This window comes from Bacillus cereus, from assembly GCF_007678085.1.
Lineage (GTDB): Bacteria > Bacillota > Bacilli > Bacillales > Bacillaceae_G > Bacillus_A > Bacillus_A cereus_BE.
Genome location: NZ_VEDW01000004.1, coordinates 324,551 through 338,431 on the forward strand (window position 1 = coordinate 324,551; position 13,881 = coordinate 338,431).

Here is a 13,881-nt window from a genome sequence, read left to right on the forward strand (position 1 = left end):
GACCTCAAGGTGTTCAAGGTATTCAAGGACCAACAGGCGCTACCGGCGCTACTGGTATAGGAGTTACTGGACCTACGGGGCCTACTGGACCTAGCTTCCCTGTAGCAACAATTGTTGTAACAAACAACATTCAACAAACAGTACTTCAATTTAACAACTTCATTTTTAATACTGCAATTAACGTAAACAACATTATCTTCAATGGCACAGATACAGTCACTGTTATCAACGGTGGTATTTATGTAATTAGCGTATCCATCTCTACAACTGCACCAGGATGCGCTCCACTCGGAGTAGGAATTTCAATAAATGGAGCAGTCGCAACTGATAACTTCTCTTCAAATTTAATAGGCGACTCACTTTCATTTACTACAGTCGAAACGTTAAGAGCTGGCGCAAACATTTCTGTCCAATCTACTCTTAACGAGATTACGATCCCTGCAACAGGAAACACTAACATTCGCCTTACTGTATTTAGAATTGCTTAAATTTCACTATGTATTGTTTATGACAAATAAAAAAAGAGCGAGAAACTCGCTCTTTTTTTGTTATGTACAATAATTCATTACTACTCTAATTCAATTGAAACATTTTTTTGTGGTACAAATGTAGAAATTGCATGTTTATAAATAAGCTGTTGCTTACCTTCTGTTTCCAGTAGGACTGTAAAATTATCAAATCCTTTAATTAATCCACGAAGCTGGAAACCATTTAATAAGTACAGCGTAACAAACGTATTTTCTTTACGGAGTTGATTTAAAAACTGATCTTGAATATTGATTGATTGCTTCATGTCGAATCCTCCTCTTTTTCTCTACTTACTATTATTCGACTTTAGTTGTAACTTTCCTTCTATGTATCGTAAAATTTCTGACGTTTTTTCACCGTCTGTAACATCAAACCACGTAACATCCATCTTATTACGGAACCACGTTAGTTGACGCTTTGCATAACGACGTGAATTCGTCTTTAATTGTGATACCGCTTCTTCTAAAGAGACACGATCCTCAAAATAATCATATATCTCTTTATACCCAATCGCTTGAATAGATTGACAATCTCGTATCCCTCTATTATACAATCCTTCTACTTCTTCTAATAAACCTTGGTCCATCATTATATCAACTCGTAAGTTAATGCGATCGTATAGCATTTCTCGATCCATTGTCAAGCCAATTAAGGAAACATCATATAATAACTCGTTTTCTTGTTTTTCAAGTTGATCACTCATTTTTTCACCCGTCGTGTGGAAAATTTCTAACGCTCTAATGACACGACGTACATTATTGGCATGAATACGCTCAGCACTTTCTGGATCTACTTCCTGTAATTTCTTATGTACATATCCCACGCCACGTTCTAATGCTAACTTTTCCATTTGTTCTCGGTATATAGTATCACCAGCATCATCCGTAAACTGATAATCAAATAAAACAGATTGTATATACAGACCAGTTCCACCAACGATAATTGGCAATTTACCACGCTCTGTAATCTCTCGAATATGCTTACGAACACGTTCTTGAAATTCGGCAACAGAAAATGAATCTTCCGGATTTTTTATATCAATCATATAATGTGGAATTCCGTCCATCTCTTCTTTCGTCACCTTTGCAGTTCCAATATCCATGGTACGATAAATCTGCATGGAATCTCCACTTATAATTTCACCATTCAACGCTTTGGCAAGATCAATACTTAACTTCGTCTTTCCAACAGCAGTTGGTCCAATGATGACAGCAACTTTTTCACGTTGCACTTCTCCCATATCATTCAACTCTCTTTATGTAATGTACTCCATCTATTGATTATATCCAATCTTACCAATTTTAACGGCATGATTGCAAGTTCTTTCATTCCGGTACATGAAATTACAAATAAAAAAGAACATAGTTTGTCCAATTCCGCATATACATGATTAAAAAATACCTTCGAGAGGATGAGTTAACTATGAAACAATCCACCATTAATTTTTCATCTTTAACAAAAGACCTTATTTTAGCTACTGCTACAAAAGAACAAAATTGCTCACAAGAAGAATTATATTTCGCCTTAAATTGTTTGCTACGTGCTTTTCATTCTACTCTCCAAGAAACAACATTACATCCAGAAAATAAAAATACAGAGTATATACAAAATCAATTTTGCAGCGCCTATAAAATTATTACAGGTAAAACGATTTATCCTTTTCAATAACCCATAAAAGGCGGTTGCTTACATACTTTCAAGCAACCGCCTTTTATGTTAATACATATATAACTATTTAATCACTTTCACTTTTACAGATTTGCGCCCCCAGCTATTGGCACTACCATCTGAACCGACTAATACATCAATACGATTTCCTTTAATCGCACCACCAGTATCTCCAGCAATTGCTTCTCCATATCCTTCTACCCATACTTTTGAGCCAAGCGGAATTACTTTAGGATCAACAGCAATTACTTTCATATTCGGATTTGCTGTTAAGTCATGCCCCATCGCAGTTAATACACGACCACCATACGTACCATTCTCACTTGGATGCGCTGTATACGCTGTCGCTTCTACTGTTATTTCACGTCCACCAGCAGGTGCACTTGTTTGAGTAGATTTCGCAACTGGTTTTGCAGTTGGCTTCTCTTTTACCACAGGTTTACTTGATTCTACATTCTTAACAGACTCTTTGCTCTTAACTGCTTTATTATTTTTAACCGGCGTATTTACTCTTACCGGTGCTTCTTCTTGCGTTACAACTTCTTTCTTTTCAATCACAGGTGCCGTCCCTGTTAAAAATGGCACGTGAACATATCCTGTTTTTCCATTATAGTCAAATTGTAACCATTCATTTTGAACTTGATTTGTCGTCTCAATTACATCATTTTTATTCAGTTTACCAAGAATTTCAGAGTCCGTATTCGCTCCAGCACGAACATTTAGCACGCCCGCAGTTACATAATATGTACTTTTTGTAAACTGAGCACTCACAAACGCTTCTTGACCATTTAATTTAATTTTTGTCCATCCATTTTCTGTATTTACAACATCTAATGTATTTCCACTCAACATTTTACCTACAAGCTTTGATTCTACAGTTGGGTTTTCTCTAACATTTAATACGTCTGTTGTTACAATCGTTTCTGCTTTCGCAGAACCCGCAAAAATCCCAAGACCAAAAACTGCTGCTGTTGCTATACCTAATAATTTTTTCATGAATAGCCTCCATTTGCTTTGTTTTCGTATTTTCATTATAGCAACAGATTTTTAGGATTTTTAGAAATCACACAATTACAAAGCATTCGTAATACACGATTAATGAGTTGTAACATAAATTTCCATATCAATGAATTCCATTTCCAATAGAATCCTCAATAGTTTTCATATATTTTCCATATACAAGCACCAGAATTTTTTCCAAAAAAAATTACAGTATTACTTTTTTGTTACAAAAAAATCACATTTCATTACATCTTTTACCAAAAATCATCATTTTCCAATTATTAACCTCCTTTTTTGTAATAAAAAAAGAGCAGCTAATAAAAGCTACTCCCTTTACATGCATTATTTAACTTTCTTTTTCCAGATCCCCATCATTATAGCCGAAACAACTGTCCCTATCATTATCGAGAAAATATATAGCACGGGTTTATTTACTAATGCGATAACAAACAATCCACCATGCGGTGCTGGTAATGTAATTTGGAATAACATAGATAATGCCCCCGCAATACTTGAACCAACAACACAACTTACTATTACTCGAATCGGATCTGCAGCTGCAAATGGAATCGCACCTTCTGTAATAAACGATGCTCCCATAATATAATTTGTTAAACCAGATTTACGTTCTGCTTCAGTAAATTTTGATTTAAAGAAAGTAGTTGCGAATGCAATCGCTAATGGCGGTACCATACCACCAGCCATAACTGCTGAGTGAACCCCAAAGTTCTGCGCTTCTATTGCAGCAATACCAAATGTAAATGCAGCTTTATTAATTGGACCACCCATATCAATTGCCATCATGCCACCTAAAATAAGACCTAATAATATAGCATTTGTACCGTTCAAACCATTTAACCATCCTGTTAACATTTCATTCAATGCTACTACAGGCGGAATTACTACTTTTTGCATAACAACTCCTGTAATTAACAATCCAAAGACTGGATATAACAAAACAGGTTTAATTCCTTCTAACTGTACCGGTAATCCTGAAAATAATCTTTTTAATCCTAAAACAACATATCCAGCTAAGAAACCAGCAATTAATCCACCTAAAAAGCCGGCATTCGCATGCGCTGCTAAAAATCCACCGACAACACCAGGCATAAATCCTGGACGATCAGCAATAGAACTCGCAATAAATCCGGCTAAAATTGGTACGAGGAATAAAAATGCCCCTGTTTTTCCTCCTCCAATAGACATTAACAACTCAGCTAAAGGTCCTTCTGCCTTAATACCACCAAGCCAAAACGCTAACGCTATTAAAATCCCGCCACCAACAACGAATGGAAGCATATTACTTACGCCGTTCATTAAATGCTTATAAATCCCTAATCCTTTTTCTTTCTCTGTACTTTCTGTCTTCCCATCTTCTTTTACACCTTTAAAGATTGGTGCATCTTGTTTTACAGCTCGATTAAGAAGTGTTTCCGTTTTTCTAATTCCATCAGCGACTGGAACTTGAATAACATGTTTTCCAGCAAAACGGTTCATTTCTACTTGTTTATCTGCCGCAACAATTATAGCTGTTGCTCGTTCAATGTCTTCTTTCGTTAAACCGTTTTTTATACCTGTTGATCCATTCGTTTCAACTTTAATCGCTATTCCTAGCTCTGCTGCTTTTGCTTTCAAGCTATCCGCAGCCATATACGTGTGAGCGATTCCAGTTGGACAAGCTGTAACAGCTAATACGTACGGTTCATTTCCTTCTGGTTTTGCAACTTCAACCTCTTCCTCTTTATCCTTCTCTTTTTCATCAAATAAACGAAGAAGTTCCTCCTCATCCTTTGCTTCTAATAATTGCTTACGAAACGCTTCATCCATTAATAATGTAGATAGGCGCGATAACGTTTCTAAATGAGTATTATTCGCCCCTTCACTTGCAGCAATCATAAAGAATAAATGTGCTGGCTGTCCGTCAAGCGATTCATAGTTGATACCGCTTACACTTCTACCAAAACAAATCGCTGGTTGCTTAACAGCTTTTGTTTTCGCATGAGGTATTGCAATCCCTTCCCCTATTCCAGTTGTACTTTGTAACTCCCGCTTTAAAATCGCTTCTTTAAATTCCGCTTTACAATTTAAACGGTTTGCGCTGGCTAATTTCTCAACTAATTCATCTATGACAGCTTCTTTATTTGAAGCTGTCAAATTCATAATAACTGTATCCCTTTTTAATAGTTCTGTAATTTTCATATGTTGCTTCCCCCTATCGCTTAGCTACAATTACTTGCGACAACAATTCTTCTACGTTTTCCTTTTCACATAAATCAGCTGAAAATGCTGTTGCACTCCCTGTTGCAACGCCATATTGAAATGCTTTTTCAATATCTTTTGTCTGTTCATATTTACCTACAAATCCTGCAACGAGAGAATCTCCAGCCCCAACCGAATTAATTACAACACCTTTTGGAACAGTTGCTTCATATATACCTTCTGCCGTAAATAATAAAGCTCCATCTCCTGCCATCGATACGATAACGTGTTCTACACCTTGTTCGATTAATTTTCTTCCATATGGTACAACATCTTCTACTGTCGAAATCTCCACTCCGAATAACTCACCAAGTTCATGATGATTAGGCTTTATTAAGAATGGCTTATTTTTAATTACGTGTTGCAGTGCACTTCCGCTCGCATCGACTACTATGCGAATACCTTTTTCAGCTCCAAACGCTGCGATTGATTCATAAAAGGTAGTTGGGATAGATGCAGGTACACTTCCAGCTAGTACAACACAATCTCCCTGCTTCATACTTTCGATTTGTTTCATTAATTGTTCAAATTGATCATTTGTCACACTAGGTCCTTGCCCATTTAATTCTGTTTCTTCTTGCCCTTTTATTTTCACATTGATTCGAGAATCTTCATCTACTTGGACGAAATTTGTTGTTACACCTTCCGCCTGTAATACATCTTTAATAAATTGACCAGTAAATCCACCAATAAATCCAAGCGCTATATTTTCAACACCTAAACGATGGAGAACGCGAGAAACATTAATCCCTTTTCCACCAGGAAATTTCATATCTTTCTCTGCTCGATTTACTGCGCCTAAATCAAAGGAATTCACTTGTACTACATAATCAATAGATGGATTTAAAGTAACTGTATAGATCATTGTTTATCAGCCTCAATTACATTGGTTTGTCTTTTATATTTTTCTAAATCAATTTCTAAATGGTTTGTAATAATATTTGCCTCTTCAACATTGGCAATTTTCGCAAATGCAACTTCCGAAAACTTACTTTCATCAATTAAGAAATATCCTTCGTTCGCTAATGTTAGTGCCATTTGTTTTAAAAGTGCCTCTTCTGGATCCGGTGTTGTAAAACCAAGTTGTTCATGGACACCATTCGCGCCTAAAAAACATTTATCAAAACGATACTTTTGCATACTTTCCTGTGCCATAGCACCGATTAAAGCTTTCGTCCTACTTTTCATCATTCCACCTAGTAAATATGCACGAATATTATTTTCAACTAAAGCTTCAATATGCATAAGTCCATTAGTAACGACAGTAACATCTTTATTTATTAAAAATGGAATCATTTCAAATGTCGTACTTCCCGCATCTAAATAAATACAATCACCTTGTTCAACAATGCTAGCGGCATACTTCGCAATTTGTTGTTTTATTTGAATGTTTTTGGATGATTTTTCAACCATCGTCGGCTCCTGCCCTTTTCCCGTTAAAACAGCCGCACCACCGTGAACTCTTTTTAGTAATCTTTGTTTTTCCAATTGCGCTAAATCACGACGAATTGTTGATTCAGAGCTTTCTGTGCTTTCCACTAATTGTTGTAATTTAACAACCTTCTGCTCTTTTACAAGTTGCAATATCATTTGATGACGTTCAGGAGTTAACATTTCATTCACCTCTTCTTTGATTACATTATAATGAAAACGATCACAAAAATCAACCATAAACATTCATAAATAACCAAAACCAATCACAAACAGTTATAAACAGCAAAAAAGAAACCCATTTGATATAACAATCAAATGGGTTTCTTTGCTCGATTCACTTATAAAGAAGCTTTATATATACTTAAAACATCGTCTTTATTTAATTTTTTAAAGTTACCAAATTCACCATAAGCCATCGCTTTATCCGCCATTACATCAATTTCATTTTCTCCAATAGCATAATCAGCTAATGTTACCGGCGCCTCAATTGAAGTCCAAAATTGACGTAACGCCTCAATTCCTTCTAACGCAATTTCTCGATCAGTCTTCCCATCTGTTTCTACATCGAATACACGAATAGCAAACTGTTTAAAACGACTTACATTTTCATCTACAACATGCTTCATCCAGTTCGGGAATAGAATTGCTAAACCGCCTCCATGTGGTATATCATGAACCGCAGAAACTGCGTGCTCAATATTGTGAGTTGCCCAGTCTCCTTTTACTCCCATTGCTAAAATGCCGTTTAGCGCCATAGTACCGCAATATAAAATAGTTTCTCTATGCTCATAACTTTCTAAATCACTTAAAAGCTTAGGAGCGGTTTCAATTACTGTTTTTAAAACAGACTCACAATAACGATCTTGTAATTCTGTATTTGTTCCATGATGGAAATATTGCTCTAATACGTGCGACATAATATCTACCATACCGTAAATTGTTTGATCCCTCGGCACAGACGCAGTATGAACGGGATCTAAAATTGAAAACTGCGGGAAAGTAACTGGACTACCCCAGCCATATTTTTCATTCGTTTCCCAGTTTGTAATAACAGAACCAGCATTCATTTCAGATCCTGTTGCCGCAAGCGTAAGCACCGTACCAAACGGTAATGCCTCACTAGCAAATGTTTTTTTCGTTACAATATCCCATACATCTCCATCGTACTTACTACCAGCAGCAATTGCCTTCGTACAGTCGATTACACTTCCTCCACCAACTGCTAAAATAAATTCAACACCATTCTCTTTACAAATTTGAATTCCTTTCTTTACAGTTAATACACGTGGATTCGGTTCAACACCTGTCAATTCAAATACTTCTGCATTTATATCTTTTAAAATAGAAAGTACCTTATCATAAATACCATTTCTTTTAATGCTGCCTCCCCCATATACGAGAAGAACTTTTTTACCGAACTGTGGAATTTCAGCTTTTAACTGTTCTAATTGACCTTTACCGAAAATAAGTTTCGTTGGATTACGAAATACAAAATTTTGCATATCCCTTTACCATCCCTTCTATATGAAAAGCAACTATACTTTTGTATAACATATTTTTTTCATTTCACAAAAATATTTGCCTAACAAAAAAATCCCAGCCTACAGGCTGAGATTTTTTTATTGATAATAAGGTGAGATCATTAAGTAAACAATAACACCAGACAAACTTACATATAACCAAATCGGCATTGTCCAACGTACAATTTTACGATGACGTGTCAATTGATTTGTAAAACCAAATACAAGTGCAAACAATGCAAGCGGTACAATAATTGCTGCCAGGATAATATGTGTAATTAAAATGATGAAATACACATATTTAATGAATCCTTCTCCGCCAAAATGTGTTGCCGGCGCCAAGTAATGATACGATAAATAAGAAACACAAAATAGCAACGTTGTTGTAAATGCTGCCAGGATGAAACCACGGTGCATTTTCACATTCTTCTTAATAATAGAGTATAAAGCTGCTAATAAGAATACGAACGTAAAGCTATTAAAAATTGCATTTAACATTGGTAAAATTGTTACATCAAAATGTACTTCTCCTTCATAGCCAACAGGTCCAAAGAACAAAAATAAAATAATCGCATTTACAATTACAGAAAGCGTTATCACAATAGGAGCATAGCTTTTCTGATTAGTTGATTGATCCACCAAAATGGTCACTCCCTCTTCCTTCAAATATGTATACGTAACCTCACTATTTTAACATACTATTCACAGTGTAAATGTGACAATAGTTTGACACAGTAAGACAGAGCAAAGAAAAAAATCCTTCTTAATAAAACTTCTTAAGAAGGATTTTATCGCTTTATTATTTAAATAGCAATGTAATTAGTTTTTGTTGAAAAACGTATTGCTATATGCTTGAAAAATTTCAGACACTTGATATCCCATTAATGAAATTGCTGTTAATGAAAAGAAACCAATCATAAGAAATCGAAACCACATATAAATCTCCTCCTTGTATTTAGCTTAAAAAACGTTCGCTATATTACAAGTTGAGTGGCACTCTTCATCATCACTTTCCTTTTTCTTTACAATTGCAGTTATAAATCGAATCATAAAGAATATAACAAAAGGAAAATGTTCGTAATTCACATTGGCATAGTTTAGCAACGGCTCGCGCTGCACATCGAACGAGGATGAGAAGGAATAGAACATACCTTGCTCTTCCATATATACAATTATAATTTTCATACAAAACATTATTCCTAGAAACGAAACAATATCTTGCCATTCTGTCGTATATAACAGGTTATACAGCTCTAATACGTACTCTTCCATCGTCATCCCCCCTTCCTTTTTTACCATTTTGCTCGCCTTCGTATAAAAAGTCAAGAAAAAAGTTTATATTCACTATGACAATAGTAATTACTTGTTTCTATGATTATATATGATTCTTTTATAGCAATGATTGGGTGTAACTCTTTTCTAAAACAAGTAATTTAGAATCGAACAGATTCCTCATTCTTACTTGTAGTATTCAACACTGTACTATTTTTCTTTCTATTAAAAATAAAATAAGAAATGATTATAAGAACAGTAACAAGCATCGTTAAAAGCGCCTGCGAACGTAAAGATTCGATTGCAAGCATGGCAACTAAAACTGCTATAATAGCGGCAATTGTAACATACGTTACATACGGGAAAAACCACATTTTCACTTTCAAATTTTGTTGTTCTACTTTCCCCATTTTTTTACGCATCTTTAAATGTGAAACCGCTATAACGAGATAAACGAGTAACGCAATCCCGCCAGATGCATTCACTAAAAATAAAAAGACTTTATCTGGAGATATGTAACTAAAAACAACTCCAATATAAGCAAAGAACGTTCCAAATAAAACTGCCCGAACTGGAACACCACTACTGTTCAATTTCAAAAATGCCTTTGGAGCATCTCCTCTTTCTGCCATCGAAAAAAGCATTCTTGAGTTCGTATATAAACCCGAATTTAAACATGAAAGTACGGCTGTTAAAACGATAAAATTCATAATTTGTGCTGCCGCTGGTATCCCTATATGTTCCAGTACCGCTACAAACGGACTTTTTAGTATGTTCGCTGAATTCCATGGAAGAAGTGTAACAACTATAGCAATCGATCCAATGAAAAATACGAGAATACGCCAAATTACACTATTTGTTGCTGTTTTGACTGCTTTTACAGGTTCGGCAGATTCACCAGCAGCTACTGCAACAATCTCTGATCCCATAAATGAAAATATAACGACGGTAATTCCAAGTAGCACCGAACTTATACCGTTTGGCATAAATCCTCCTTGCCCTACTAAATTCGAAGTGCCAGGTGCTTCCGTTCCTGGTACAAATCCTAAAATAACAGCTAGTCCAAGACAAAGGAACAAAACAATACTTATTACTTTAATAAATGAAAACCAATATTCAAATTCTCCAAATGATTTCACCGAGAAAACATTCGTCAACGTTAATAAAATCGTTAATATTAAGCTTAATAACCAGAGTGGGATTTCTGGAATCCAGTATTGAATAATACCAGCACCTGCTGTAGCTTCTATTGCAATAACAATTACCCAGAAAAACCAATATAGCCACCCAATTGTATACCCCGCCCATGGACCAATTGCTTCTCTTGCATATGTTGCAAATGAACCACTTGTCGGATTAATAGCTGCCATTTCTCCTAGCATTCTCATAACGAAAATAACTAGAAGTCCTGCTAATGCATATGAAACGATAGAACCTGGTCCTGCTGAATGCACAACCGCACCACTTCCAACAAACAAACCAGCTCCTATTACCCCGCCAATTGAGATCATTGTAATATGGCGTATTTTGAGGTCTTTCTTAAGATTTTTATCCAACTCTTGTACATCCCCTTCCAAACGTAATTTTGAAATTTATGTAAGAGTATTATGCGAAAAACCTTGTCCTATACTTTAAAATATATCAAAATATTCTGAATTTAACAATCGTAATGTAAGCTTCTAATGAAATTATTACATTAGGTTTAATATTTTTCCATATACAATTGTTGAGAAAATTATAGTCACCTTACAAAAGAATGAATTTTCAGATATTATTAAATAAACAAGATTATACATCTAGACAACTTTTTGTATAGGAGTGTTGATATGTTAAACAAGTTCAAATTCATTTGTTGTACTTTAGTAATTTTCTTACTGCTACCACTAGTCCCCTTTCAAGCACAAGCAGCAACCAATTTAGGATCAAAACTACTCGTTGGATACTGGCATAACTTCGATAACGGTACTGGCATTATTAAATTAAAAGACGTTTCATCAAAATGGGATGTAATCAATGTATCTTTTGGTGAAACTAGTGGTGATCGTTCCACTGTTGAATTTTCTCCTGTGTATGGTACAGATGCAGAGTTCAAATCAGATATTGCTTATTTAAAAAGCAAAGGAAAAAAAGTAGTTCTTTCAATAGGTGGACAAAATGGGGTCGTTTTACTTCCTGACAATGCCGCTAAGCTACGTTTTATTAATTCCATACAATCTCTAATCGATAAATACGGTTTTGATGGAATAGATATTGATCTTGAATCAGGAATTTACTTAAACAGAAATGACACTAATTTCAAAAACCCCACGACTCCTCAAATCGTAAATCTTATTTCAGCTATTCGGACAATCTCAGATCATTATGGTCCAGGTTTTCTATTAAGCATGGCCCCTGAAACAGCTTATGTTCAAGGTGGTTATAGCGCATATGGAAGCATCTGGGGTGCATATTTACCGATCATTTACGGAGTGAAAGACAAACTAACATACATTCACGTTCAACACTACAACGCTGGTAGCGGGATTGGAATGGACGGTAATAACTACAATCAAGGTACAGCAGATTACGAGGTCGCTATGGCAGATATGCTCTTACATGGTTTTCCCGTAGGTGGTAATGCAAATAATATTTTCCCAGCTCTTCGTTCGGATCAAGTCATGATTGGACTTCCTGCAGCACCAGCAGCCGCTCCAAGTGGCGGATATATTTCTCCAACTGAAATGAAAAAAGCTTTAGATTATATCATTAAAGGAATTCCTTTCGGAGGAAAATATAAGCTTTCAAATCAGAGTGGCTATCCTACATTCCGCGGCCTAATGTCTTGGTCTATTAATTGGGATGCAAAAAACAACTTTGAATTTTCTAATAACTACAGAACATATTTTGATGCTATCCCCTTGCAAAAATAATAAAAACCAACAATAGGTCATATAACCTATTGTTGGTTTTTTATTTATGTAAATTACTTTTTCACTTCTACATGATGAAAAGACTCTTTTCCATCTCTTACATAACTATTTACAATACTTAAAAGTAATTTACCACCAATTAACATCGCTCGTTCATCAAAATCAAATTGAGGATGATGATGTGGATATGTTGCTCCTATTTCTTTATTACCCGCACCTGTGAAGAAAAATGCTCCTGGAACATGTTCTAGGTAGTATGCAAAATCTTCTCCACCCATAATAGGAGGTACCTCCATCACCCTTTCTTTGCCAAGATCGTGTTCCGCAACCGTCATAAAATGACGCGTTTCTTCTACATGATTTATTAATATTGGATAACCTCGTTTATATTGAATAGTAACTTTAGCATGAAGAGACTGACAAATCCCCTCAACAACTCGTCTAAATTCCTTCTCCATATATTCTCTCACTTCAGGATCTAACGTTCGAATGGTCCCTGTAAACGTAGCAGTATCCGTAATAATATTATCCGCTTGACCAGCATGGAATGTACCAACTGTTAATACCGCAGATTGAAGTGGATCTATTTTTCGACTCACTAAAAGTTGTAACTGATTAATTACTTGTGTTGCAACGATAATAGCATCAACAGTATGATGCGGCATACCACCGTGACCGCCTCGCCCTTGAATCTTTACTTCAAAAGTATCAGCTGCCGCCATCATTGCTCCAGCTTTCGCCCCAACTATTCCTAAAGGCATTTGAGAAGATATATGTGTTCCAAAAACAAGATCTACTCCTTCTAAACAACCATCCTCAATCATAGCAATTGCTCCGCCAGGCTCTTTCTCTTCTGCATGTTGATGTATAAGAACTATTTTGCCAGAAAGCTGTTCTCTATGGTCACTTAATATTTTGGCAACGCCTAAAAGTATTGCTGTATGTCCATCATGGCCACAAGCGTGCATTACGCCGGGGACCTTTGATTTATATGCAACTTGCTTTTCATCTTGAATAGGTAGTGCATCAAAATCAGCACGTAGCGCTATCGTCTTCCCAGGTTTTCCACCTTCAATTACGCCGATTACTCCTCTTCCCCCAACACCAGTTGTCACATCAATATGAAAACTTTTTAAGATTTCGGCTATTTTTTTCGGTGTTTCTATTTCTTGAAACGATAGCTCTGGATATTGATGAAAATCTCTTCGCCACGAAACCATTTCATTATATAAACTTTCCAAGTCTTTATGCCATGTTTCTATCATAAAAATTCCCCTTTCTTTTTTAAC

14 protein-coding genes are annotated in these 13,881 nt (G+C 35.7%); 3 read left to right on the forward strand and 11 right to left on the reverse strand.

Annotated elements, in window-relative coordinates; translation table 11 throughout:
- Positions 1-488: collagen-like protein (locus tag FS742_RS18850; RefSeq protein WP_144614706.1), on the forward strand; the 488-nt coding region annotated here is incomplete at its 5' end.
- A gap of 80 nt (positions 489-568) precedes the next feature.
- On the opposite strand, the gene hfq is transcribed toward FS742_RS18850, so the two are convergent.
- On the reverse strand, positions 569-793 hold the full coding sequence (hfq, locus tag FS742_RS18855; RefSeq protein ID WP_000813896.1) for an RNA chaperone Hfq: 225 nt from the start codon (positions 791-793) through the stop codon (positions 569-571).
- Positions 794-814: 21 nt separating this feature from the next.
- Positions 815-1,768: a tRNA (adenosine(37)-N6)-dimethylallyltransferase MiaA gene (gene miaA / locus FS742_RS18860; protein ID WP_144614365.1), complete on the reverse strand. Its 954-nt coding sequence runs from the start codon at positions 1,766-1,768 to the stop codon at positions 815-817.
- A gap of 182 nt (positions 1,769-1,950) precedes the next feature.
- On the opposite strand from miaA, the gene FS742_RS18865 reads away from it, so the two are divergent.
- Positions 1,951-2,196 carry a hypothetical protein gene (locus FS742_RS18865; protein ID WP_144614367.1) on the forward strand — a complete coding sequence of 82 codons (246 nt, stop codon included), beginning with the start codon at positions 1,951-1,953 and terminating at the stop codon, positions 2,194-2,196.
- Positions 2,197-2,259: 63 nt separating this feature from the next.
- Here FS742_RS18865 and entD read toward each other — a convergent pair whose 3' ends face one another.
- The 8 genes from entD to gabP form a co-directional block, all read right to left on the reverse strand.
- The gene (gene entD / locus FS742_RS18870) at positions 2,260-3,192 is read right to left on the reverse strand and encodes a cell wall-binding protein EntD (RefSeq protein ID WP_144614369.1); all 933 of its coding nucleotides are present in this window, start codon (positions 3,190-3,192) and stop codon (positions 2,260-2,262) included.
- 348 nt (positions 3,193-3,540) lie between these two features.
- Positions 3,541-5,397 (reverse strand): PTS fructose transporter subunit IIABC, encoded by a 1,857-nt coding sequence (locus FS742_RS18875; protein WP_144614371.1) that lies wholly within the window; start codon positions 5,395-5,397, stop codon positions 3,541-3,543.
- A 13-nt stretch (positions 5,398-5,410) separates the two neighbouring features.
- Positions 5,411-6,322, reverse strand: a complete 912-nt coding sequence (gene pfkB, locus FS742_RS18880) for a 1-phosphofructokinase (protein WP_144614373.1) — start codon at positions 6,320-6,322, stop codon at positions 5,411-5,413.
- Positions 6,319-7,071: a DeoR/GlpR family DNA-binding transcription regulator gene (locus tag FS742_RS18885; RefSeq protein ID WP_071757753.1), complete on the reverse strand. Its 753-nt coding sequence runs from the start codon at positions 7,069-7,071 to the stop codon at positions 6,319-6,321. The genes pfkB and FS742_RS18885 overlap by 4 nt, the downstream gene beginning before the upstream one ends.
- Positions 7,072-7,229: 158 nt before the next feature.
- A complete protein-coding gene (locus FS742_RS18890) occupies positions 7,230-8,393 on the reverse strand; it encodes an iron-containing alcohol dehydrogenase (RefSeq protein ID WP_144614375.1) in 1,164 nt (387 codons plus the stop codon).
- A 117-nt stretch (positions 8,394-8,510) separates the two neighbouring features.
- Positions 8,511-9,053: a DUF420 domain-containing protein gene (locus FS742_RS18895; protein WP_000228316.1), complete on the reverse strand. Its 543-nt coding sequence runs from the start codon at positions 9,051-9,053 to the stop codon at positions 8,511-8,513.
- A gap of 318 nt (positions 9,054-9,371) precedes the next feature.
- Positions 9,372-9,710: a hypothetical protein gene (locus FS742_RS18900; RefSeq protein ID WP_144614377.1), complete on the reverse strand. Its 339-nt coding sequence runs from the start codon at positions 9,708-9,710 to the stop codon at positions 9,372-9,374.
- A 134-nt stretch (positions 9,711-9,844) separates the two neighbouring features.
- Positions 9,845-11,239 (reverse strand): GABA permease, encoded by a 1,395-nt coding sequence (gene gabP, locus FS742_RS18905; RefSeq protein WP_144614379.1) that lies wholly within the window; start codon positions 11,237-11,239, stop codon positions 9,845-9,847.
- Between the two features lie 270 nt (positions 11,240-11,509).
- On the opposite strand from gabP, the gene FS742_RS18915 reads away from it, so the two are divergent.
- Positions 11,510-12,592 (forward strand): chitinase, encoded by a 1,083-nt coding sequence (locus FS742_RS18915; RefSeq protein ID WP_144614381.1) that lies wholly within the window; start codon positions 11,510-11,512, stop codon positions 12,590-12,592.
- A 53-nt stretch (positions 12,593-12,645) separates the two neighbouring features.
- Here FS742_RS18915 and FS742_RS18920 read toward each other — a convergent pair whose 3' ends face one another.
- Positions 12,646-13,857, reverse strand: coding sequence for an amidohydrolase (locus tag FS742_RS18920; RefSeq protein WP_144614383.1), 1,212 nt, complete (start codon positions 13,855-13,857; stop codon positions 12,646-12,648).
- Positions 13,858-13,881: the final 24 nt, after the last annotated feature.

Excerpts from the sequence above, each read along its gene's own strand:
- hfq (WP_000813896.1), bottom strand. The coding sequence starts at position 793 with ATGAAGCAATCAATCAATATTCAAGATCAGTTTTTAAATCAACTCCGT.
- miaA (WP_144614365.1), bottom strand. The coding sequence starts at position 1,768 with ATGGGAGAAGTGCAACGTGAAAAAGTTGCTGTCATCATTGGACCAACT.
- FS742_RS18865 (WP_144614367.1), top strand. The coding sequence starts at position 1,951 with ATGAAACAATCCACCATTAATTTTTCATCTTTAACAAAAGACCTTATT.
- entD (WP_144614369.1), bottom strand. The coding sequence starts at position 3,192 with ATGAAAAAATTATTAGGTATAGCAACAGCAGCAGTTTTTGGTCTTGGG.
- FS742_RS18875 (WP_144614371.1), bottom strand. The coding sequence starts at position 5,397 with ATGAAAATTACAGAACTATTAAAAAGGGATACAGTTATTATGAATTTG.
- pfkB (WP_144614373.1), bottom strand. The coding sequence starts at position 6,322 with ATGATCTATACAGTTACTTTAAATCCATCTATTGATTATGTAGTACAA.
- FS742_RS18885 (WP_071757753.1), bottom strand. The coding sequence starts at position 7,071 with ATGTTAACTCCTGAACGTCATCAAATGATATTGCAACTTGTAAAAGAG.
- FS742_RS18890 (WP_144614375.1), bottom strand. The coding sequence starts at position 8,393 with ATGCAAAATTTTGTATTTCGTAATCCAACGAAACTTATTTTCGGTAAA.
- FS742_RS18900 (WP_144614377.1), bottom strand. The coding sequence starts at position 9,710 with ATGGTAAAAAAGGAAGGGGGGATGACGATGGAAGAGTACGTATTAGAG.
- FS742_RS18915 (WP_144614381.1), top strand. The coding sequence starts at position 11,510 with ATGTTAAACAAGTTCAAATTCATTTGTTGTACTTTAGTAATTTTCTTA.
- FS742_RS18920 (WP_144614383.1), bottom strand. The coding sequence starts at position 13,857 with ATGATAGAAACATGGCATAAAGACTTGGAAAGTTTATATAATGAAATG.